General features: G+C 38.4%; 25 protein-coding genes. 13 read left to right on the top strand and 12 right to left on the bottom strand.

Annotation, left to right across the window (positions count from 1 at the left end; genetic code table 11):
- Together V7147_RS06970 and V7147_RS06965 are read left to right on the top strand one after the other, a co-directional pair.
- Positions 1 to 1,294 (top strand): SulP family inorganic anion transporter (locus V7147_RS06970; protein ID WP_335367134.1); only part of this gene is annotated, 1,294 nt, incomplete at its 5' end.
- A gap of 25 nt (positions 1,295 to 1,319) precedes the next feature.
- Positions 1,320 to 1,664: an ArsR/SmtB family transcription factor gene (locus V7147_RS06965; protein WP_335367133.1), complete on the top strand. Its 345-nt coding sequence runs from the start codon at positions 1,320 to 1,322 to the stop codon at positions 1,662 to 1,664.
- An 11-nt stretch (positions 1,665 to 1,675) separates the two neighbouring features.
- Here the strand turns inward: V7147_RS06965 and V7147_RS06960 are convergent, their stop codons facing one another.
- Positions 1,676 to 2,212, bottom strand: coding sequence for a DUF6241 domain-containing protein (locus tag V7147_RS06960; protein WP_335367132.1), 537 nt, complete (start codon positions 2,210 to 2,212; stop codon positions 1,676 to 1,678).
- Between the two features lie 175 nt (positions 2,213 to 2,387).
- Between V7147_RS06960 and V7147_RS06955 the strand changes: the two genes are divergently transcribed.
- Both V7147_RS06955 and V7147_RS06950 read left to right on the top strand, forming a co-directional pair.
- Entirely contained in the window at positions 2,388 to 3,215 is an 828-nt protein-coding gene (locus V7147_RS06955; RefSeq protein WP_335367131.1) for a hypothetical protein, read from the top strand.
- Between the two features lie 39 nt (positions 3,216 to 3,254).
- The gene (locus V7147_RS06950) at positions 3,255 to 3,707 is read left to right on the top strand and encodes a nucleoside deaminase (protein WP_335367130.1); all 453 of its coding nucleotides are present in this window, start codon (positions 3,255 to 3,257) and stop codon (positions 3,705 to 3,707) included.
- A gap of 48 nt (positions 3,708 to 3,755) precedes the next feature.
- Here the strand turns inward: V7147_RS06950 and aac(6') are convergent, their stop codons facing one another.
- The 4 genes from aac(6') to V7147_RS06930 form a co-directional block, all read right to left on the bottom strand.
- Positions 3,756 to 4,193 (bottom strand): aminoglycoside 6'-N-acetyltransferase, encoded by a 438-nt coding sequence (aac(6'), locus tag V7147_RS06945; protein WP_335367129.1) that lies wholly within the window; start codon positions 4,191 to 4,193, stop codon positions 3,756 to 3,758.
- Between the two features lie 21 nt (positions 4,194 to 4,214).
- Positions 4,215 to 4,856, bottom strand: coding sequence for a vWA domain-containing protein (locus tag V7147_RS06940; RefSeq protein ID WP_335367128.1), 642 nt, complete (start codon positions 4,854 to 4,856; stop codon positions 4,215 to 4,217).
- A gap of 83 nt (positions 4,857 to 4,939) precedes the next feature.
- Positions 4,940 to 5,950 carry a macro domain-containing protein gene (locus tag V7147_RS06935; RefSeq protein ID WP_335367127.1) on the bottom strand — a complete coding sequence of 337 codons (1,011 nt, stop codon included), beginning with the start codon at positions 5,948 to 5,950 and terminating at the stop codon, positions 4,940 to 4,942.
- 135 nt (positions 5,951 to 6,085) lie between these two features.
- Positions 6,086 to 6,997 (bottom strand): LysR family transcriptional regulator, encoded by a 912-nt coding sequence (locus V7147_RS06930; RefSeq protein WP_335367126.1) that lies wholly within the window; start codon positions 6,995 to 6,997, stop codon positions 6,086 to 6,088.
- 114 nt (positions 6,998 to 7,111) lie between these two features.
- Between V7147_RS06930 and V7147_RS06925 the strand changes: the two genes are divergently transcribed.
- The gene (locus V7147_RS06925) at positions 7,112 to 8,131 is read left to right on the top strand and encodes a YeiH family protein (RefSeq protein WP_335367125.1); all 1,020 of its coding nucleotides are present in this window, start codon (positions 7,112 to 7,114) and stop codon (positions 8,129 to 8,131) included.
- 71 nt (positions 8,132 to 8,202) lie between these two features.
- On the opposite strand, the gene V7147_RS06920 is transcribed toward V7147_RS06925, so the two are convergent.
- Positions 8,203 to 9,039 (bottom strand): hypothetical protein, encoded by an 837-nt coding sequence (locus V7147_RS06920; protein ID WP_335367124.1) that lies wholly within the window; start codon positions 9,037 to 9,039, stop codon positions 8,203 to 8,205.
- Positions 9,040 to 9,249: 210 nt separating this feature from the next.
- On the opposite strand from V7147_RS06920, the gene uvsE (V7147_RS06915) reads away from it, so the two are divergent.
- Positions 9,250 to 10,203: a UV DNA damage repair endonuclease UvsE gene (gene uvsE, locus V7147_RS06915; RefSeq protein WP_335367123.1), complete on the top strand. Its 954-nt coding sequence runs from the start codon at positions 9,250 to 9,252 to the stop codon at positions 10,201 to 10,203.
- A 57-nt stretch (positions 10,204 to 10,260) separates the two neighbouring features.
- Positions 10,261 to 11,226: a UV DNA damage repair endonuclease UvsE gene (uvsE, locus tag V7147_RS06910; RefSeq protein ID WP_335367122.1), complete on the top strand. Its 966-nt coding sequence runs from the start codon at positions 10,261 to 10,263 to the stop codon at positions 11,224 to 11,226.
- A gap of 36 nt (positions 11,227 to 11,262) precedes the next feature.
- Here the strand turns inward: uvsE (V7147_RS06910) and V7147_RS06905 are convergent, their stop codons facing one another.
- Positions 11,263 to 11,688 (bottom strand): YugN family protein, encoded by a 426-nt coding sequence (locus V7147_RS06905; protein WP_335367121.1) that lies wholly within the window; start codon positions 11,686 to 11,688, stop codon positions 11,263 to 11,265.
- A gap of 172 nt (positions 11,689 to 11,860) precedes the next feature.
- Here V7147_RS06905 and V7147_RS06900 point away from each other — a divergent pair, with 172 nt between their 5' ends.
- The 4 genes from V7147_RS06900 to V7147_RS06885 are packed head-to-tail and all read left to right on the top strand — an operon-like array spanning position 11,861 to position 13,721.
- On the top strand, positions 11,861 to 12,100 hold the full coding sequence (locus V7147_RS06900) for a transcriptional regulator SplA domain-containing protein (RefSeq protein WP_335367120.1): 240 nt from the start codon (positions 11,861 to 11,863) through the stop codon (positions 12,098 to 12,100).
- On the top strand, positions 12,100 to 13,131 hold the full coding sequence (splB, locus tag V7147_RS06895) for a spore photoproduct lyase (protein WP_335367119.1): 1,032 nt from the start codon (positions 12,100 to 12,102) through the stop codon (positions 13,129 to 13,131). The genes V7147_RS06900 and splB overlap by 1 nt, the downstream gene beginning before the upstream one ends.
- A gap of 58 nt (positions 13,132 to 13,189) precedes the next feature.
- Positions 13,190 to 13,327: a hypothetical protein gene (locus V7147_RS06890; RefSeq protein ID WP_335367118.1), complete on the top strand. Its 138-nt coding sequence runs from the start codon at positions 13,190 to 13,192 to the stop codon at positions 13,325 to 13,327.
- A 28-nt stretch (positions 13,328 to 13,355) separates the two neighbouring features.
- Positions 13,356 to 13,721, top strand: coding sequence for a carboxymuconolactone decarboxylase family protein (locus V7147_RS06885; RefSeq protein WP_335367117.1), 366 nt, complete (start codon positions 13,356 to 13,358; stop codon positions 13,719 to 13,721).
- 86 nt (positions 13,722 to 13,807) lie between these two features.
- Here V7147_RS06885 and V7147_RS06880 read toward each other — a convergent pair whose 3' ends face one another.
- Entirely contained in the window at positions 13,808 to 14,245 is a 438-nt protein-coding gene (locus V7147_RS06880; protein WP_335367116.1) for a DUF2383 domain-containing protein, read from the bottom strand.
- A 194-nt stretch (positions 14,246 to 14,439) separates the two neighbouring features.
- On the opposite strand from V7147_RS06880, the gene V7147_RS06875 reads away from it, so the two are divergent.
- Together V7147_RS06875 and V7147_RS06870 are read left to right on the top strand one after the other, a co-directional pair.
- A complete protein-coding gene (locus V7147_RS06875; protein WP_335367115.1) occupies positions 14,440 to 15,534 on the top strand; it encodes a hypothetical protein in 1,095 nt (364 codons plus the stop codon).
- A 6-nt stretch (positions 15,535 to 15,540) separates the two neighbouring features.
- Positions 15,541 to 16,752, top strand: a complete 1,212-nt coding sequence (locus V7147_RS06870; RefSeq protein WP_335367114.1) for an amidohydrolase family protein — start codon at positions 15,541 to 15,543, stop codon at positions 16,750 to 16,752.
- Between the two features lie 52 nt (positions 16,753 to 16,804).
- Here V7147_RS06870 and V7147_RS06865 read toward each other — a convergent pair whose 3' ends face one another.
- From V7147_RS06865 to V7147_RS06850, 4 genes are all read right to left on the bottom strand, one after another.
- Positions 16,805 to 17,800: an MsnO8 family LLM class oxidoreductase gene (locus V7147_RS06865; RefSeq protein ID WP_335367113.1), complete on the bottom strand. Its 996-nt coding sequence runs from the start codon at positions 17,798 to 17,800 to the stop codon at positions 16,805 to 16,807.
- Positions 17,801 to 17,987: 187 nt separating this feature from the next.
- Positions 17,988 to 18,536 (bottom strand): NADPH-dependent FMN reductase, encoded by a 549-nt coding sequence (locus V7147_RS06860; protein WP_335367112.1) that lies wholly within the window; start codon positions 18,534 to 18,536, stop codon positions 17,988 to 17,990.
- A gap of 147 nt (positions 18,537 to 18,683) precedes the next feature.
- Entirely contained in the window at positions 18,684 to 20,060 is a 1,377-nt protein-coding gene (gene guaD, locus V7147_RS06855; RefSeq protein WP_335367111.1) for a guanine deaminase, read from the bottom strand.
- Positions 20,061 to 20,209: 149 nt separating this feature from the next.
- Positions 20,210 to 21,151, bottom strand: coding sequence for a uroporphyrinogen decarboxylase family protein (locus V7147_RS06850; RefSeq protein WP_335367110.1), 942 nt, complete (start codon positions 21,149 to 21,151; stop codon positions 20,210 to 20,212).
- Positions 21,152 to 21,155: the final 4 nt, after the last annotated feature.

Raw genomic sequence — 21,155 nt, 5'->3', positions numbered from 1 at the left:
ATTATTTTTTGATAACATGAAAGAAATCATTTTCCATGTTAGTGAGATTAATATTTTTAGTATTTTAACAGCCTCTATTTGTTTAGTTGTCCTTTTGTTAACACCAAAATTTTTCCCAAAAGTCCCTGGTTCTTTAATTGCCCTACTTATTTCAACAGGAATTGCGACTATCTTTTATCCTACCCAGGTGGCGACAATTGGCTCAACATTTGGAGATATTCCTAGTAAACTACCAAGCTTTCAATTTCCCGAAATAACCTTTGAGCGGATTAAACAACTGATTCAACCAGCATTTGTGATTGCGATGTTAGGAGCAATTGAATCGCTTCTTTCGGCCGTTGTCGCTGACGGAATGACAAACAGCAAGCATAATAGCAACCGAGAATTAGTCGGTCAAGGCCTTGCAAATATGGTTACTCCTTTGTTTGGTGGAATACCCGCAACTGGAGCGATTGCTAGAACCGCAACCAATATTAAAACAGGGGCTGTGTCGCCTTTTTCCGGTGTCATTCATGGAATTGTTGTTCTGCTTGTCCTACTCTTATTTGCTCCATATGCTTCAAAAATTCCGTTAGCAAGCATGGCTCCGATTATTATGCTTGTTGCTTGGAACATGAGTGAGCGTCGTGTTTTTTATCATGTTTTAAAAACAAAAACCGAGGACTCGCTTGTGTTGCTTGTTACCTTTTTATTAACAGTCTTTATGAATTTAACGGTTGCGGTCCTGGTTGGACTAATTTTAGCGGTTGTTCTTTTTACTAAACGAATGAGTGATATAATAGTGACTGAAAAAGCATTACCGAACCCGGAAATAAAACATGAAAAAATGGATACCCGTATTGTGACGGATTCTCATGATTGTCCGCAAATCAGTATTTATAATGTCGAAGGACCCTTATTTTTCGGAGCTGCACAGACTTTTGAACAACAAATTATTAAATCAATCAATTACAAGCCAAAAGTACTTCTCTTGCGGTTAAGCAGGGTTCCGTTTATGGATACAACAGGAGAAGCGCGATTAGCTAGTATTGTTAAGGATTTTTCAAAGAATGGCATTGTGTTAATTTCGGGAATTCAACCACAGCCTAAAAACGTTCTTCATAAAACCGGATTATATGAGCTAATTAGGGAAGAAAACTTTTTTGAACATACTGGTGATGCCATTGATTATGCACTTACCCAGATTAATCACAATAAATGTTTGGGTTGTAGGCATTTTGCATTTAAAGAGTGTCAGGCTCTCTCAGGAGTCGAGGAAAAAGTGGTTAATAATAGAAGTGTTCCCCTAAGTTAATGTAGAAAGAAAGTGAGGTAAAGTAGTGAATCTAGAAATGCAGCAATTTAAGGCTGACTTTTTTAAAGCTCTTGCACATCCATTACGGATTCGGATCTTGGAGCTATTAGCCGAGGGTGATAAAAACGTCAATGAAATTCAAACCCTAATCGGTAGCGAAGGGTCAGCCGTATCCCAGCAACTAACTGTGCTACGTGCCAAGAATATAGTGTATGGAACAAAGGATGGCAATCGTGTTATTTACTCTCTCAGAGATCCAATGATTGTTGAGCTTCTTTCGGTGGCAAAGCGAATTTTTAATAACCATCTTGTTAATACGATTTCCCTTCTCGATAAAATTGGAGAAGACGTAAAGGATAGTTCGCATTGAACTATCCTTTTTTAATCAGGTAAAAAATCTTCCCCAAAATTATTTAAAATAAATCTTCTTTCTTCTGCTTCGTTCATTATGCCGTATGCTTTACCAATCGTTCCGTTTTGAAGGCTCCAAAAATAATTATGATCACTATCAACTTGACTGAAATCTCCATTCTTCCAACGTTCTGCAATTTCCAAAAGATCTTCTTTTCTAGCAAAATTACTTTTTGAAATAATATCATAAATTTCATTAACGGTTTCAGAAATCATTGGTTTTGCGCCCCATTTTTCGTCGGCTTTCACCTTTTGATGGGTCATATGATGCATTACATCTATGACTTCTCTCTCTTCCGGTGTTTGACTCAAATTCAGATCATATGTCACTCCACCAATCTTTTTCGTCTGCTCCTTAAACTCATCCACCTTATTAGCATCTTGCTTTGATGAAGAAACAGCTTTTTGAGCATTTTTGTTATCGAACATATTGTAAACACTAAACATAAGTCCAATAGATGCACCTATTAAAATCACAAAAACAGTAATCCAGATCCAGGTTTTCATTACTTCCTCCCCAAAAAATCCCTATATTCTTACTTTTTTAGCAAGATGTTTCCATTTTAAATGTTAACATAAAATACATAGTTACGGTGTTTTAAGCTTTATATCAGTATTGAATTTAGAAAAATAGGTAAAAATACCTATAAATACCTATAAACAAAGCGGAGGTATTTCTTAAGTGCTTGGAGTTTCTGCTTATCTAATTCTATTTCTTTTAGGACTCATCATTTTAGGTATTGCAATTTGGAAAACGAAATCGTTTCGGATTTTTATTATGTATTTTACCGTTACAGGAGTTACCCTTTTATTCGATTACTTCATCTATGTTTGGGCTAAGGCATATGTTTATAAAATTGATGTGTTAACTAATGAATTAGACTCACATTTAGGTGCAATGGTTAACGGTCTTGTACTTCCAGCTTTTGCAGCCCTTTTTGTCATTTTGAGGTGTAGGTGGTACTGGAGCATCCCGTTGGCATTATTTTTTGCATTAATAGAATTACTTTTTACGAAATGGGGGATTTTTACAGCCAATTGGTGGAACCCCTGGTATACGGTTGCTGGTTTAATCATTTATTTTCCTGTAGCAAGAATTTGGTGGATTCATGTAAAAAAGAAATGGATTCACTTTGGAACATTGCTTTTATCTTTTTATGGTATTTTTATACCTTTACATTTTCTGCTCCATGCCGTTTTTAACATGAGATCTTATCACGTGGAATGGATTGAGCAATTACATCGTGGTAGTTCTGCGATCACATCGATAACTGGTCTTTTTTTTGCAATTGTACTTGCCTATTTGAGTATTGTTCGTGCAAAAAATGGTTGGTTTTATTTTATCATTGTTTGTTATATCGCTTATGATATCATACTGAAATATGTTGGCGTTGTAAAAACTGAGCATACGGTGTTTGATTCTGTTTTAAGCTTTTTCACCTTCTTTCTCGGATATCTTTTTGTTAGGTATTCTGACCGAAAAATCAAAGTCCTTGTAAATACGACATGATTTAATACAATAGATAGAAAAGGACTTGGAGGAATGAAATTGGATCAATTCATGAAAAAAGCGGTTGAACTAGCATTACAAAATGTTAAAGAAGGTGGACAGCCATTTGGTGCCGTTCTCGTAAAGGACAACGAGATTATTTCTGAAGGCGTAAATGAATTACATAAAAAACATGATGTTAGCGGACATGCCGAATTGCTTGCGATACGAAGAGCACAGGAAAAATTCCAAACGAATGAATTATCTGGCTACACAATGTATGCAAGCGGCGAGCCTTGCTCAATGTGTTTGACTGCGATGTATTTTGCAGGGATCGAAAAGGTGTATTATTGCCAGTCCGTAGAGGATGCTGTAGCCGTAGGACTAGGGAAATCAACCTTTATTTATGATGAATTAAAAAAGAAGCGAGAGGATCGGTCTCTCGAAATGACACAAATAAAATTAGCAGAAGGACAAGAAGATCCAATGCTACTTTGGAAACAGAAAAATTAGTGTGATGCGCCTGTTCTCGAATTTAATTACGGGAACAGGCCTATTTTTTTATAGTTTTTTAGTTAAACAAATAATTCGATTTGCTTCTTGAAACCCATTTTTCAGATGAAAACTTAGGCTTTCCCCATTTTCAAGTTCAATGTCGCTTGCAAATTCACTACAGCCTTTATTCTTTGCCCATTTTTCACATGCAGATAATAGCTGTTTAGCCACACCTTTTCTCCTATATTCTTCTTTAACATAAATTCCTTCAAGATATCCTACTGGACTACTCTCCGTACCCTCAACATAGTCCGTGCGTAGCTGACATTGGGCAAAACCAAATGTTTCATTCTCTTCTTTAACTAAATATAATACGGCATCTTTGTCATGAATTAATTCAGAAAACTCACTTGTTAGTACACTTTCAACATTATCCGGCCATAACAGTAACCCAAGTTTCGTAAGTACATTTATTTCTTTAACGGTAGCTTTTACTATCTCCATAAAACCCTCCTAAAATTGTTCTTACTTTTTTGACCGTCGATTATAGTCCCGCTCGATTTCTTCCTTCCAGCTTCGGTCAATTTTCTTTCCACTGCGCAGATTTGTGACAGCCTCACTGACCATTTGATAGTTTAATAGTGTACCTTTTTCGTCAGCGTGGAAGTCAACCGCGAAGTCCTCATCTATTCCAAATTCAGCAGCGGTTGAAACTGCATCAATATTCGCGCCTAAAAACATGAATTCCCAGTCGTATTTTTCTTTTTGGTGTTGCACCATTTTTTTGATTTTTTCTCCTGTAAATTCACAGCTTGCATTTTCCATACCATCTGTTGTAATTACGAAAAGAACTTTTTCTGCTCTTTCTTCTTTGCTCGTATGTTTTTGAACTTTGTTTATTTTTTGAATCGTAAAACCGATCGCATCTAATAATGCAGTCGTTCCGCTTACCTCGTACTCCTCCTCGGTAATTGGGGAAATCCCCTTTACATTAATTCGATCATGCAGAAGTTCATAATGGTGATTGAATAAAACAGTGGTGACATAAGCTTCTCCTTCTGCCTTCTTTTGTTTCTTAAGCATTGAATTGAAGCCACCAATCGTGTCGGCTTCAAGCCCAGACATTGACCCGCTTTTATCTAAAATAAACACTAATTCTGTTTTCATCTTGTTATCCTCCGTTCGTTTTTATTTACAAACTTAGGATAACAAGATTAAACAAAGAATAGGTCGCTTCAAAAGCGACATTTTTAAGCACCTAATAGCGGCTGATCGAACATAAATAAGGCTTCATTGATTTCATGAATATTGTAATTCGCTTGATTGATAAAAAATTCAATGATTACATCAAATTTACTGCTATGGGTCAAGATGTATCCAGCAGCAGATAATAAATGAATCGTTTCATCGACGTTTAATTGTAATGCAATTGCAAAAGCAATCGCCGTTTTCTTTTTAGGGGTATAGCCCGCTTCATTGCGGATCTTTGAAAATAACCGACGATCTATATTTGCTCTTTTATAAGTCTCTACATCGCTCATTTCTCGTTCATCTATTAACCGGAAAAGTCTCTCAGTAAATGATTCATCTAACTGGTTGACTAGATCGACTAAATTGTTATTGACCTCGTGGCTTTCTACAATTTCGTACAGTTCCTCCTGCGCGTCCTGTATAGGTTCAGATTGATATACTTCTATGTTTCTGAATCGACTGAATGTCGTTTCGAATTCATCTACATAATGTTCGTCGATATATTGATGAATCGAAGTAAATAACTTCTTGCTAACACCAAAGGAAGCTTTGTCAAAGACAACAAGATAGACAAGCATTTCGTGTTCCATTAAAAAAGAGCTAATCGTAGAAACCGCGATTTGCAGGGCTTCCTCTTTCGGATAACCAAAGATTCCAGTTGAAATGAGCGGAAAGGCAATTGACTTGCATTTATGGAGCTTCGCTAGCTCTAAAGAATGATAGTAGGAGTCTTGTAAATGGTTAGCTTCATTCTTTGAACCGCCCTTCCAAACCGGGCCAGGGGTATGTATGATGTATTTTGAAGGCAACTTAAAAGCTTCGGTAATCACTGCATTTCCGACCGCGCAGCTACCAATTTCATCACATGCAGCTTGGAGTTCTTCAGAGCCTGCAGCTCGAAAAATCGCTCCGCACACCCCACCACCCATCATCAGCTTTGTATTCGCAGCATTTACAACCGCATCAACCTTCATTTGAGTAATATCATTTCGAACAATCTCTAATGGCATGGCTGTCCTCTCCTCTCATGGACCACGGGGACGGTTCTTGTAGTCCCCAATAGTTACGTTTCAGTTTCACTTGAACGGTTCTTTTTCCAAATTGGCGCAAACTACCGCTTCCTTTGGTGTTACCCTTATAATTTTTCAGAAGTCCCCAAAGGAACTAATAGAACCGTCCCTCTGGCTCCTTAGAAGTGCAATAAATTCTTTGAGAGCTTTAGTTTGGAATGGAGAGTTTGTGATGATTGAGAATTTCCTTGTAAATGGAAGTCCCGGAAGTTCCACAATTTTCAGGGTGCCTTGTTTTAATTCCTTTTGAACGACGAGCTTTGATAAAAAGCTGATTCCTAAACCTGCCTCCACGGCTTCTTTGATTGCTTGAGTGCTTCCGAATGTCATAATATTTTTGGGAGAAATCTGTAGTTGGTTAAATACATTTTCTCCTGCTTCTCTTGTACCGGAGCCTTCCTCACGTAAAATCCAGGTCTGGTTATCTAATTCTTCCTTTGTTACTTTGACATTTTGTAGACTCAACGGGTGTTTAGTTGAGACTATAAACACCATATGATCCTCGGCAAAATCCTGGATTCCCATTTGGTTATCCTTTTTTATCTGCCCTTCAATTATACCGACATCTAATTGATGATTTCCTACCAATTCTGCTATTTTTTCAGTGTTGCCAATCGTGACCGTAGGCTGGATGTCAGGGTATTGTTTTTTCATTTTTGCAATTACGTGCGGAAGAACATATTCACCATAAGTATAGCTTGCACCGATCGTGAGTGGACCTTTTACTTGGTTTGTTAAATCATCTAGCAAACTTCCCATTCTGGTGTACAATGCTACAATCTCTTTTGCATGATGGTAGACAATTTCGCCAGCCTTCGTGACCCGGACATATTTATTTGTTCGGTCAAGAAGGCGGACCCCCAGATTATCTTCAAAGGTACGGATATATTGGCTAACCGCCGGTTGGGTCATATGTAATTTATCTGCTGCACGTGAGAAATTCTTATTTTCTACAACCGATATAAAAACCTGTAGTTGTTGGTCCACTTTTTCATCCCTCCTTATTTTTTTATTATAACATTTTGCTTATCATGATAATTAGATATAATTATTTTCCTTATACAGTTAACCCTTCTATAGTAAAAGAAGGAGGTGCTTTTAATGGAATTAGAGCGATACAACCCACAACATACTTTACCCAAAATAGCGATATGGAGCGCTGGTGTAGCTTTTACATTTCTTATCGCTTTTTTCGGATACCTGTTAGCAATGGTTCCCGGATTCAATCATGTTGGGCAAATGGCATGTGCGATTCTCTTTGCAGTTGTATATCGACAAATATTCGGGTATCCTGAAACCATCAAAACTGGAATTGCATTTTCTTCAAAACGTTTACTCCGAGCAGCTATTATTTTATACGGTCTAAAATTAAACATAGCAGTTGTCCTTGAAGACGGTATCTGGCTCTTACTCCGTGATGCAGGGGTTATCATTTTTGCCATTTTAACAACGATTGGACTTGCAAAACTATTCAAAGCTGATAAAAAAATTTCTCTATTACTCGGGGTTGGAACTGGTGTGTGTGGTGCGGCTGCAATCGCCGCGGTTGCACCAATTATTAAATCAAAAGACGAGGACACCGCCATTAGCGTTGGCATTATCGCATTAATGGGGACCCTTTTTTCAATCATTTATATCATTCTCCGTCCATTTTTACCATTAGACGCTCTTCAATATGGGATGTGGTCAGGAACGAGCCTTCACGAGGTTGCCCATGTGGCACTAGCAACAGCACCTGCTGGTGACGACGCAATTGCCATCGGGATGTTGGCAAAGTTAGGACGAGTCTTTTTACTAATCCCACTTTGCTTTATTCTAATCGGAATGATGAAGTACAAAAATAGGGAAGCTTCGGGAACCAAAATGGAATTCCCTTGGTTTCTAGTAGGATTTATTCTTTTAAGCATTCTAGGAAGCTATGTTTTGGGCCATTCTATTCCTGTACCCGAAAATGTAATGGAAGCCCTATTCAACTTGACAACATGGCTTTTAACTGCAGCAATGGTCGGACTTGGGCTAAATGTTAGTTTAAAAGAATTACTGACAAAGGCTTTACGACCGCTTATCGCAATGCTGTTCACCTCGGTTGCCTTGTCTATTATTGTTTTCTTTATTGTTTAGGGTTCGGAGAGACAGCGTACATTGTTCCATCAAGGTGAAAAGATGGAAAGTTCACTGTCTCTCTGGCCCCACTAATAGATTTCTTTTTCGAAAGTGTCCCCATTGCTATAGACAACCTTAATTACATATCTGATATTTTCTTTTTGTTCGACCTGATTGAGGTAGAAGAAATGTTCGCTGTATTCTTCTACTGGGAATTCTTCCATCATTTTTAGCTCTTCTTCATCAGTTAATGTATTTCCTTTATATTTTTGGAGGAATGCCTTTTCTACGTAAGACGATTTTTCATCACTTTGATAATTAATAAGTGTAATATCTAATTTAGAGTTGTAAATGTGAACATCTGTCTGGATCACTCCATAATAACGTGCTTTCCAGTCCTCTAAATATTCATTTTGAATTTCACTACTCTTCACCAAGTCTTCATAAGAAACAGTTACATAAAAGTTTATTGAGTCTTGAATCCTTCCATCTATTGCCTCTGTTTCTGACACTGCTTCACTTCGATAGGAGTCTGAACTAATATTTCCAACCTGCCATTGTGGTTCTTTTTCAAATTCAAATGGGACTATTACTTGAAAAAGACCATTTTGCAATTCTTTTGCAGGGATAGCCGTGTACTCCTCACCCCTACCATAGGAATAATGAAACACGACCTCTGAATCATTTTGTAACTCCTTTACCTGCCAATTGAAAGTTGCATTCACCTGGTCATCTTTTAAATCTTTTGTATCGATATTCATTGTAATTCTGCTAATCCAACTCTGGTCATTTTTAAATTCCTCAAGCGCATTGTACACCTGACTTGCTTGATTATCTATTCTGTACGAAACGTCTTGTTGAGAAGTTGTAAGATATTCCACCTGTTGCTCAAGCTGATTCATCTTCGATAATAACGTAAAACTCAACACTAAACTCCCCACCAAAGCCAACATCACAAAATACCTCATATACCTATCGATCCCCATCACTCCCCCATAAAAATAAAACAGTCCGCATAATAACATCATATTCTCCTTAAATTAAATATAACAAAATTGTGGGTAAGTGGGATAGATTCATTGCCCTACGACAAATATAAAAATGGAACGATATCTCCGTGCCAAAAGAGGGTTAAGATGAAAATTCGATTTGGTTATGTTGCAAATGCATTGGGATTGTGGGATGCAAGCCCTTCAAAATCATTAACGTTTACACGGTACGCAGCACTTCCCAAAGATGAACGATTGGAAAAGCTGAAATTCGTTACCGCACAGAATTTACTTCATACAAAAAGGATTCTGCATTATAATATTGCACACGAAATTGAGCTGTATCGGCTTTCAAGCTCACTTGTACCCTTAGCCACTCATCCTGAAGTGATGTGGGATTTTATTACTCCCTTTAAGGAAGAATGGGATGAACTCGGACAACTAATCAATCATTATAAAATGAGGGTTAGCTTCCATCCCAATCAGTTCACCCTTTTCACAAGCCCAAGGGATGAAGTCACGAAAAATGCGATCATCGACATGGAATTTCACTACAAGATGCTAAAAGCTCTTAATTCGCTTGAAAAAGGAATTCTGAACATACATATTGGTGGAGCCTATGGAGATAAAGAAAAATCATTGGTGAGGTTCCATCAAAACCTCAAAGGACTGCCAAAAGAAATCAAGAAACAAATGACACTTGAAAATGATGATAAGACTTACAATGTGGAGGAAACACTGCTTGCCTGTGAAAAAGAAAACATCCCAATGATTCTAGATTATCACCACCATATGGCGAACAAAGAAGGAGTCGAACTCCCCCCCTATTTGGAGCGTATTTTTCAAACATGGAACGACAAAACAACAGTACCCAAAGTCCATATTTCATCGCCGAAATCAGAAAAAGCCTACCGTTCACATGCTGATTTTGTGTCCTTAGACTTTATTATGCCTTTTTTACAAATGGCGAAAGCTCTCAATCAGGACTTTGACATCATGATTGAAGCCAAACAAAAAAACTTAGCTATGAACAAGCTTGTAGAAGATATATCTTCCATCAGAGGGGTAAAACGAATATCTAGTTCAACCGTTGAGTGGTAGGGACTCCAGGGGCAGTAACTGTCCCTGATAAGATTATTAAGGGTGAGGTGAACAACTGTGACAATAGTCCGCCTTGGATATGTGGCAATGAGTACAGAACTGAAAAATGCTTCTCCCTCAAAAACAATGACGTTTGCTCAATTTCAAAAAATAGAAGACCGTGAAGCTGCGATTCACAAATTGGAGCGGATCGCCCAAACAAATCTACACAATACCCTAAGACTTTTAAAGCATAATGCAGCATCTGACATTCATTTCTACCGACTCACCTCCCGGCTGATTCCGTTAGCCAATCATGAGGATCTTCTCGATTGGAATTATCTCAAACCGTTAAAATCGAGTCTATGTGAAATTGGGGATTTTGCGAAGGAACATGGCATTCGGATTGATTTTCATCCCGATCATTTTGTACTGATTAATTCTCCTCAATTAGAAATTTTAAAAAACTCAATACGTACTTTGAAGCTCCACTATCTCTTATTGAAGGCAATGGGGATCGAGCCTATTCATCGCTGTGTCATGCACGTTGGGGGAAATTATAAAGAAACCGAAGTTTCACTGGAACGTTTCGTTACTAATTGGATGGACGTCCCCGCAAAAATTCAAAGCATGATGATGCTTGAAAATGATGATACATCCTTTACCCTAGAGGATACTCTTTACCTTTGCGAAAAATTAAATATTCCACTTGTATTTGATTATCACCACCACTTAGCCCACCATCAAAACCCAAATTGGGAATATCATTGGGATCGCGTGGTACAGACGTGGAAGCATTCCCCACTTCCGATCAAAATGCATATTTCAAGTCCAAAGAGCCAGGAAGCCTTTCGTCATCATGCTGACTATGTAGATGTTGAGATGTTTTTTACGTTTTTAAAAGAAATAAAAGAAAGTGTGCCACAAATCGACTGTATGATCGAAGCAAAGCAAAAAGACGCAGCTCTCTTTAAACTAATCGAGGAAATCAAAACGAGAGATGATGTTGAAATGATTGATAGCTCATCATTTTATTTAAAATAACTCAAATAAAAACGGGACGAAAAAACTCGTCCCATTTTACGATACTAATTCTCTCATAGAATTGTAAATACGCTCAACTACTTCGACACCAGCTTGTTCCCATCTGCTTTTATCTGAAATATGTCCATCCTTATCAAGTGGCTCTTGGAATTGATCAAGTCCGGTTGTTCCTGTAATAAAAGAATTTTGATCATAATCTAGACCAAAATTGACGATATGCTTTATAACATATGGCGTACCAAATTGAATTTCAGCACTGGAATGATCAAGCATTCCTTTCACCACAAAAAAAGGTACCCGTAAATAGATTGTTTCCCCATTTTCACGATTTAACACTGCATCAAATTTCCCTTGATCATATTCAAAATTACTGCAAAAGCTACATCCATGCGAATCAAAAATATCTCGAACGGCACCAAAATTTGCTTTTTTCCCATCAATTACCGAATTTAATGTAATCACAGTTTTTCACCTCAAAAAATCATAGTTATAATTGGTATTATTTTCAAAAGACTGCTTTTACATACATGAACTTCATTTTTCCATAAACAAGTAGACATAACTTATTGAACGAATTGAAAAAATGAGTAAAAAGGATCTTTACATAATTTAATAAATTGAAAGGTGATGTCAAATGTATCAAGCTGGAGATGTTGTTTATGTATTTTATCGAAATCCCCACACTCAGGATGTAGCCAATATTCAAGCTGCTGCTGTTGTCAATAACCCTGAGAGACCCGAAGAGCTGGCCCTGTTTTTATACGAAACGTATTACCCATTATCAGACGAAGTCGCAGTTTATTCCACGGAAGAAGAGGCAAACCAAGCCTATAACTATTATTACGGGAATACTACAGAAGGGACATTAGATTAATGGATAGACCACCATTCATACCAAAGCTCGTTTATTTCGAGCCAGACGCATTAGATTATCCTTTAGGAAAAGAACTTCTCAAAAAGTTTGAAAACATGGACGTAGAAATCCGATATACGACATCACACAATCAAATAAGAAATTTACCTGGCGACAACGATTTTCAAAAGTATCGTGTTGCAAAATCAACCCTTGTCGTTGGTATACGGAAAACCCTTAAATTTGATACTTCGAAGCCATCAGCAGAGTATGCTATTCCTTTTGCAACTGGATGCATGGGGCATTGTCATTACTGTTATTTGCAAACGACCATGGGGAGCAAACCCTATATACGTACATATGTAAATGTCGAGGAAATCTTAGAGGCTGCTGATAAGTATATGGAAGAACGTGCCCCCGAATTTACAAGGTTTGAAGCATCATGTACATCAGATATCGTTGGAATCGATCACATGACGCACACTCTTAAAAGGGCAATCGAACATTTCGGAAGATCAGAGCTAGGTAAGCTCAGATTTGTGACAAAGTTTCATCACGTTGATCATTTATTGGATGCCAATCATAATGGGAAAACAAGGTTCCGCTTTAGTATGAATGCTGATTATATTGTAAAAAACTTCGAGCCAGGGACTTCTCCTTTAGAAAAGAGAATTGAAGCCGCGGGTAAAGTCGCGAGAGCCGGATATCCACTTGGTTTTATCGTTGCCCCCATTTATCTACATGAAGGCTGGGAAGACGGATACTATAAGATGTTTGAGCGTTTAGAAGCAGAACTACCGCCAGAAGCAAAAAAGGACTTAACCTTTGAATTCATTCAACATCGGTTTACAAAGCCAGCAAAAAGAGTCATCGAGAAAAACTACCCGATGACCAAGTTAGAATTGGACGAAGAAAAAAGAAGGTATAAGTGGGGGAAATACGGTATCGGAAAATACATTTACCAAAAAGACGAAGAAGAAGATATTAAAAAACACTTATACTCTTACATGGAAAAATTTTTCCCAAATGCAAAACTAGAATACTTCACATAATAAAAAGCGATGGGATGACAGGTCCATTGTCCCAAAATAAAATTCAGGGGTGAAAGAGATGGCAAAACAAAAAAAGAACAAACAACAACGAAACAGTGAAGTAGGCTCAGGGTCAAGATACCATGAAAAACACGCGAGCCATGTACCAGATTATGGAGCTAATAGTAAGGATCCTAATGCAAAAGGGGCTAAATAGAAAAATATAGAATCGAGGGAACTTCATTATGGAATTTGAAGCAAGAAATTCAACGGAAGCCGCACTTCTTCACTATAAGACAGGAATCGGTACGTTTACAAAAAAGATGCCAAAACTAGCTGAACAATACAATGCTTTTACCGAAGAATGCTTTAAGGAAGGGACTTTAACAAAGAGGGAAAAACAACTGATTGCATTAGGTATAAGTCTTTATTCGCAGGATGAATATTGTATAATCTACCACACAAAGGGCTGCTTAGATCAAGGTTGTTCTGAGGAGGAAATCCTAGAAACTGTAGGTGTAACTGCTGCGTTTGGCGGTGGTGCAGCTATGAGTCAGGCTGTTACACTCGTTCAAGAATGTATAGATGAATTAAACCAATTAAAGCAGTGACTAACCTTAGAAAGTGACAGCCTTTATAAGGCTGTCATTTTAGTATCCACAAACCTAAGCAGGGACTAGCACAATCAGATTCTCTTTTATGATTTATGCATTAATTTTCGAATCTCGTTTGCATGTTTACGACTTGTATCAATCACATCTTCAGCTATTTTCTTACTCTTAGGGTCGAGGTCTCCTTTGACAATTTCCTCTGAAAATTCAACACCATATTTCTCCATCCCCATTAATGCATCCTTCATAATTTCCTCGTTGTCATTAGAGAGCATGACTTTATGCATGAAGCTATGCATTTTCCCCGAAACACCTTCGCTATCCGCTGGTATGCCGTCTAGTTCTTGTATCCGTTCAGCAAGCTTTTGAGCGTTCCCCTTGACCTCCTGTTGCATTGCTTGGAATTTTTGTTTTACCTCTACGTCCTCTAGCTTCTGAATATGATGTTCAAAAGCACGAATCCCCATAAAAGTGCCTCTTAACAAAGTATTTAGTTCTTCCACTACAATCTCTTCGTCTTTCAAAGATTCACGCCCTTTCAAAGGTTCTTTATCCCTAATAGAATGCATTAGAGATTAGTTTCTTATTCCGAAAATTGGAACCTCCACCTAAAAAAGAAGCTAGTACACAGGACCTGTCCCACCGTCCTACGTACTTGCACATTTTTCTCCTTTAGGCATAGGCTGATTATGATAAATAGATGTCTGGAGGTTTCGTTATGGAGGAAAATAAAACACCACAGTCCATGTCACAAGCATCTAGAGCAAGCTGGCATTTGTGGGAAATTATTGGGGTTATTTTAGTATTTGGGTTACTGCTTCTTTTATTGCTATCTCCAAATTCAATGTCACAGCTTTTCGACACCATTATTAAAGAAGTCAAACCTGTTGTTGTAGATATCTTCCTAACTAGTGAAATTGGAATTGCGATTATTGTAAGTGTAATCGTTGGAAGAATTCTAGAAAGATTAGGTTTTACGGATGGATTAATCCGACTTTTTGTTCCGATTATGAAGTGGTTCAAAATCAATCCATCCGTCATCATTCCAAGTGTCTACAATATCCTTGGAGATATTAATGCAGCTGGAAAAATCTCTGGACCGATTTTAGTAAAAGCAAACGCGACCAAGGCTGAACAAAAAATAGCCGTCGCGACAATGATTCAGTCCCCACAATCCTTCGCAACCTTTGTACTCGGACTCATAGCTCTTTCTGTTTTTGGAATTAATGCTTTTCCGTTAGTGATTTTATCAATCTTTGTCCCAATTATTGTAGTTCCTTTCCTACTTTCAAGAACGATATATCGTGACACAAAAAAAGTAGAACTTACGGATTTGCCTCGTTTTACACCAAATACAAGATTCTTGCACACCATTTTTGCTTCGGCTAAAGAAGGTGCTGAATTACTCTTCTTAATCATAATCCCTGCAGTAGCGGCCGTCTTCTTTTTCATCGGTGCTTTAAAATTTGCGGGCATTTGGAGTTTTATCGAGTCCGGCCTTTCTTCAAGCCTTACATTTCTAAGTATTGAACCCGCAACAGGAATCGTTTCTGTTCTTGCTGCACCGACATTAGCTGTTGCTCAGCTTGCAGATCTCTCCGCAAATATTGATCCACGATTAATCGTTGGTTCCTTCGTCCTTGCTAATTCTGGATTGCCGTTATCTGTCATCTTCGGCCAGGTGCCTGTCACTTGGGCTGAAACCTCTGACCTTACGGAAAAAGAAACACTTGGAGCAGCTGTTATCGGACTCCTTATCCGTATTGCTACAGCCTGTATACTTGGCTACTGGCTAACGCCATTTTTGGTGTGATCGTCGATGAAATATATTATACGTGGTAATAAACTTGTTACGGTAACAGATGTAGGTACAATTGAAGATGGGGCAATGTTGATCCAAGACGGTATTATTAAGGAGGTTGGATCCTGGGTCAATTTGAACAATCTTTTCCCCGAGATTGATGTAATTGATTGTTGTAACGAAGTCATTACACCATCACTTGTGGATTGCCACACACATTTACTAGAATTTGCACCTTCCTCTCTATATCCGGTAACCACCGAAACACATTTTATAGCTGGAAAAGCCATTCTTTTTAAGGCATTGTCTTCAGGAATTACAGCTTTAGGGGAACAAATTTGTGGTCATCCACTTTGCAATTTTTCAGTAAAGGATTATCGTGATGCTGTGACTGATTTCCCAATGGATATATCGTTTTCAACGACTAGTATCTCAATTGGCTTTGAAGAACTTGCACATTATACTTCTATTACTGGGACAACGGCGGTTTCACAAAGCGATTTATCTTCCTCTAATCTCGTAAAAATAATCGCTGAAAACAGCGACTATCCTGGCGAAAATGTTTTTATCAACGCTACCCCGGCTAATTTTACAGAAGATGTTGTACCGCGGGCAGGAGAAATTATATATACGCCTCAGCAACTAAAGGAAATTGTCTTAATTTATCATGATGCGGGTAAAAAAATCGGTTGCCATGTTGCTGGGGAAAAGGGCATCGAGATGACACTTAATGCCGGGTTCGATGTCTTACACCATGCCCACGGGATTACGGATAAGCAGATTAATAAAGCTGTAGAAAAAGGAATACAAATCGTAGCCACTCCAATGGGGGGAACACATCTTGCACCGAACTCCCCGGAGGAAATTGGGAAGTTGGTAGAAAAAAAGATTCCTGTATCGATATCGACAGATGCTTATCTTCCACCCTATCCAAATGTTCCATGGCTACCTTTTCAAGATCGTTCCTTAAGGGGTCCCGATTCATTGATGCTAATAGCCCAACCAGCTATGAAACTTCTTAAAGATCATTGCAACGAAAATGATGTCCTCGCCCTACTCACAAACAACCCAGCGAGAGTTCTAGGAAAAGAAAAACAGTTTGGCAGGTTGGAACCAGGACTTGAAGCCAATTTCCTGGTCGCCGAAGGAATTCCGGGTTTGGATATCACAGATGTAGATCAAATTAAAAAAGTATTTTATAAAGGTGTTAAAGTAATCGAACGCAACTAAAAAATAGCGCCTGCCCAATTAATAGGATCTAAGGGCAAGCGCTTCTTTCATTTTATAATAATTCCTTTGCCAACAGTCGATATACATTCAATCGTTTTTCCTGTGAATGCGGAATGCTACAAATCATCGCCTCGTCAAAACCATACTCTTGTTGTTCTTGCTGAAGTTTTTCAGCAATTGCTTTAGCAGAACCGACTAAGTGTAGCTTTTTCCGGTTCTCCTGGATGTTTATCCGCTCTACTTCAGTTAAAGGATAGTTTTGAGCTTCATCCGGTGTTAACACCTGTCCAAGCTTTCCTTTCATTAACCATAGACGTGCAATGTCATGGGGCAATGCCTCAAATTCAGCTTCTTCCTCTGTTTCAGCAACGGTTACCATATAGGAAACGGTAATCTCTGGCTTTTCCATAAAAACGGTTGGTTTAAATTCCTCTTTATATAAATCTAAAATATCCTTTGTCATTTCCCCGCTGAAAAACTGTGCGAAGGAATAGCCAACTCCCATTCGTCCCGCCATAACAGCACTGTTTCCGGTTGAACCAAGCAACCATGCTTCTGGCAAAACAACCTGGGAGGGTGTTGCAATTGTATGCTTATAAAGCGGATGGTCAGGTACTTCGTCTTTCATCATTTGTAATGCAAGATCGAATTTCTCGTACATATTATTTACCATTGGCTGGCGACCTTCTGATAAAGCATAAATCGCGTATTGGTCTCCACCAGGTGCACGGCCGACTCCAAAATCAATTCTTCCTGGAGAATATGAACTTAGAGTTTTGAAAACCTCTGCAAGCTTCAAAGGTGAGTAATGCATCATCATCACTCCACCAGTTCCGATTCGAATTCGCTTCGTTTTTGCTGCCAAATGTGCCACTGAAATCTCAGGAGCTGAGCTTGCATATGAACCGGTCCCATGATGTTCAGCCATCCACATCCGGTGATAGCCTAAATCATCTGCCAAGATTGCAAGCTCCTCGGCTTTTTTTAATGCACCTGCAGGAGAATTTCCTTTCGTTATTGGCGCTTGGTCAAGTACACTTAATCTCATTTTCTGATATTCTCCTTTCGTATATAGTAAAATGAAATAGTTTCTCACTTTGTTTCTGAGATAATGGACAAAATCCTTAATTCATTCAAACCAAATATAGCATATTGCTGAAAAGGAATCTTATGTGAAGACTTGAAAAGAGGTGCCAGTTCCCATTTATGGGCTGACACCTTAATAGAATGAGGTTTTATACTGTTTTCACAAAATCAACAAACGCATCAACTTTACTATCCAAGAACTCAAGTGTTGATTCATCAACCAATTGACCCGATTGTTGATCTATCTTTTGACTTGCAAAATTGATCAATATTTCATTTGCACCTGGAGGAAGGATTTTCGCTTGGATGCCTGGTGCTACCAAAATATCTCGTAAATGCAATTGAGCACGGATGGTTCCCATCATCCCAGGAGTTGCACCAAGTGTCATGACCGGTTTGCCAATGAATACTTGCTCTACGCGAGATGTCCAATCCAAGGCATTTTTTAATACGCCTGGAACCGACCAGTTGTATTCTGGCGTAATTATGATGACACCATCTGCATTGGCAATCGATGTTTTGAAATCTTTTACGACCTGTGGAGGATCCAATTCATCGTCTTGATTAAAATGAGGTAACGCACCAATATCAGCGATTTGCATGTTTAGTTTATCTTTGTATCGTTCCTGCATAGTTTTTGCCACTTGCATATTAAACGAATTTTTTCTTAAACTTCCTACGAGTGTTACGATGTTCATTGTTTTACCTCCCAAGAGTTAAATAATTATTAATAACTCCACATTATAGTAATTTGTTCCATTTTTCAAATACTGTGCATTAGGGAGTCGTGAATACAGAAAACATCGACAAGCTCCAACCACTTGTCGATGTTAAACTTGTTAGGATTATGAATCTGCACCTCTGTCCCAGACTTTTTCCCCTTGAACCCAGACTTGTCGGATGTTTTCTGGGCGGGTCAGGTAAATGATCTTTTGAAAGATGTCATGTAGCTTTTCTTCAGGATCATACAGTGGAAGCTTGGCAGTTTCCACAGTTGTGTCAATAATTTGCGCATCCCATGCGTAATTTTCAGCCAGTCGACCAATTGGTAGTCTTAAGCTTTCTCCACCGCCAGCGGTTGCAAAATAGAATGCTTCATCAAGTGTAATTCTTGAATCAGGTACCCCGCGTTCATACGCCGGTAGTGTCGAATTCACTCCATCTTCTAGCATTCTTGATGAAATGACAGCTTGTTTTACATTATCAAATAGGCTTGGAGAGAATCCACCTGAAATATCAGAGCCTAGCCCAATTTCTACTCCCCTTGATTGAAGACGCGCAATCGGGATTACACTATTGGCAAAATAAGCATTGGAGATGGGGCAATGACAAACCGCGGTGCCTTTTTCAGCAAATAAATCCGCATCTTTGTCAGATAAAAAATTGCAATGCGCCATAACCGACTTTTCACGTATAAGCCCGAAATCATTTAGGGCAAATGCATCGTTTTTACCAAAACGCTCCTTGACGTAACCATGCTCCCAATCACTTTCACTGCAATGCGACTGTATATGTGTATCGTATTTCGCTGCAAGTTTCCCTAAGCCTTTTAGTGCTTCATCGGTACAGCTTGGGATAAATCGAGGGGTAACCACTGGATAGACTCCCTGCTTTGTTGATTTTGCTAATTCTTTTACAGCTAAAATAAATTTTTCCGTTTCAGCTAGAGCTGTCTTTGTATCACGGTCACGATAAAAAACCTCCGTTTGGTCAGGGTTATCCATCACCACTTTACCTACTAAACCACGCTGACCTTTTTCAGCACAAATTTGAGCTAACTGGAGGCTCGCTTCTTTATGGACCGTCGCAAAATAAAGTGCAGTTGTAGTGCCATTTGCAAGGAGGGTTCCAACCACCTCGTTATACACCTTTTTCGCAAATTCCACATCTTCAAATTTAGCCTCGATGGGAAATGTATATGTATTCAACCATTCATAGAGTGGGATATCTAGTGCGGTTCCCGCTTGGGCCCATTGTGGTGCATGAACATGCAAATCAATAAAGCCAGGCAAGAAATACTGTCCATTTGCTAAGCGTTGATATCTACTTGTATTTTGATATGTCTCTAACAGTGGCTGATATTCACTATGCTCCGGGCTAACCACTTTTTCAATCATGCCATCTTCATTTACACAAAAAAGATGATCCTTTAAAACTTCAACTTCCTTCGGCGAACGGCTAGTAAAAGCAGTTCCATGAAACACATGTGCAAATTCTGTCATCGAGGTCACCTACACCCTTTATTTTTCAGTTATTATAACACACAGGACTTAGAATACTGTCTGTCGCATCCCGAAATTTGTCGATATAGCCAAGTCTAGATATAACACAAAGAACCCACCCTCTGTTTTTAAGGTGAGTTCCCATATGGTTAAAGCCAATTTTCTTCATTGCAAATCATGGTAGTTTTTTCCTGAAGGTTGTTTAAATTTATCTCTAAATCCAGTGGATGGCTAGATGATAAAAACATTCTTCTTTTTTTGTTTTCTTTCCACAATGAAGCTAACTGAGTAAGATCCAAATTTTCTTCCCAAATTGATGTTGATAATGCAATACCTTTTGTTTTCACTGAATCCGTATTGGAGATGAATTCCTGTGAACCTAAAACAACATCTGGCAAATGATATATTGATTCTAATGCATCAACCTGAGAAGATAACCGCAAAATGCCAAAAATATTGTAAAATTTAATAACGTTGAAAAAAGGTTTATAAACACCCTTACATTCTTCCCATAATGCAGGATCTAACAAATCTTCATTAATAAGGATTCCGTCTACCTTGGCGTCACCAAAGGCTTTACAAAGTCCTATCATGGCTTGTGTTATTTCTTCAGCCCGCTTTTTCATTAAACCTATATCTGAATTAATAACCTCTCCATAAAGAGTTTTAAGAATAGTGACTGGACCGGTTATAGTTGCAATAATCGGTATTTCTTTTCCTTGAACCTTTACCAATCGCTCTACAACCTCTTTTACAACCGGTATTCTACCCCTTTCTAAAAAATCGGATGACGATAATTCCTGCGTAATTGGCACTTCTTTTACACTAGGCATTTCTTGATCCTTCCATTCTACAATTCCACCAAAAGCCTCTGCCTCTAAAGAAGAGTCCGTTGGTAAAACAATCGCATCGTAGCCTAGAAGTTTTTGAGTATTTAATAATGCCGAATAAAAGGTATTACCATCTTGTAATATCGAAGGAATTGAAACTTGATCTACTTTTGTTAAATAGGTACCTACCAATGGGAGAAATGGAGGTCGAGTGACGGCTCGACCTTTAAAAAATTTTTGAACTAATTCTTTTTTATCCATAAAA

This window comes from Bacillus sp. JJ1521 (assembly GCF_036965165.1).
Taxonomy (GTDB): domain Bacteria; phylum Bacillota; class Bacilli; order Bacillales; family Bacillaceae_L; genus Ferdinandcohnia.
The sequence above is the reverse complement of the archived record's forward strand: the minus strand, read 5'-3'. Positions and strand labels throughout refer to the sequence as shown.

What these genes read in the sequence shown, in the direction of transcription:
- V7147_RS06890 (WP_335367118.1), top strand. Translation starts at nt 13,190, where the DNA reads ATGGCAAAACAAAAAAAGAACAAACAACAACGAAACAGTGAAGTAGGC.
- V7147_RS06860 (WP_335367112.1), bottom strand. Translation starts at nt 18,536, where the DNA reads ATGAACATCGTAACACTCGTAGGAAGTTTAAGAAAAAATTCGTTTAAT.
- V7147_RS06875 (WP_335367115.1), top strand. Translation starts at nt 14,440, where the DNA reads ATGGAGGAAAATAAAACACCACAGTCCATGTCACAAGCATCTAGAGCA.
- V7147_RS06850 (WP_335367110.1), bottom strand. Translation starts at nt 21,151, where the DNA reads ATGGATAAAAAAGAATTAGTTCAAAAATTTTTTAAAGGTCGAGCCGTC.
- V7147_RS06870 (WP_335367114.1), top strand. Translation starts at nt 15,541, where the DNA reads ATGAAATATATTATACGTGGTAATAAACTTGTTACGGTAACAGATGTA.
- uvsE (WP_335367123.1), top strand. Translation starts at nt 9,250, where the DNA reads ATGAAAATTCGATTTGGTTATGTTGCAAATGCATTGGGATTGTGGGAT.
- V7147_RS06885 (WP_335367117.1), top strand. Translation starts at nt 13,356, where the DNA reads ATGGAATTTGAAGCAAGAAATTCAACGGAAGCCGCACTTCTTCACTAT.
- V7147_RS06940 (WP_335367128.1), bottom strand. Translation starts at nt 4,856, where the DNA reads ATGAAAACAGAATTAGTGTTTATTTTAGATAAAAGCGGGTCAATGTCT.
- V7147_RS06960 (WP_335367132.1), bottom strand. Translation starts at nt 2,212, where the DNA reads ATGAAAACCTGGATCTGGATTACTGTTTTTGTGATTTTAATAGGTGCA.
- V7147_RS06935 (WP_335367127.1), bottom strand. Translation starts at nt 5,950, where the DNA reads ATGCCATTAGAGATTGTTCGAAATGATATTACTCAAATGAAGGTTGAT.
- V7147_RS06900 (WP_335367120.1), top strand. Translation starts at nt 11,861, where the DNA reads ATGTATCAAGCTGGAGATGTTGTTTATGTATTTTATCGAAATCCCCAC.
- guaD (WP_335367111.1), bottom strand. Translation starts at nt 20,060, where the DNA reads ATGACAGAATTTGCACATGTGTTTCATGGAACTGCTTTTACTAGCCGT.
- V7147_RS06925 (WP_335367125.1), top strand. Translation starts at nt 7,112, where the DNA reads ATGGAATTAGAGCGATACAACCCACAACATACTTTACCCAAAATAGCG.
- V7147_RS06865 (WP_335367113.1), bottom strand. Translation starts at nt 17,800, where the DNA reads ATGAGATTAAGTGTACTTGACCAAGCGCCAATAACGAAAGGAAATTCT.
- splB (WP_335367119.1), top strand. Translation starts at nt 12,100, where the DNA reads ATGGATAGACCACCATTCATACCAAAGCTCGTTTATTTCGAGCCAGAC.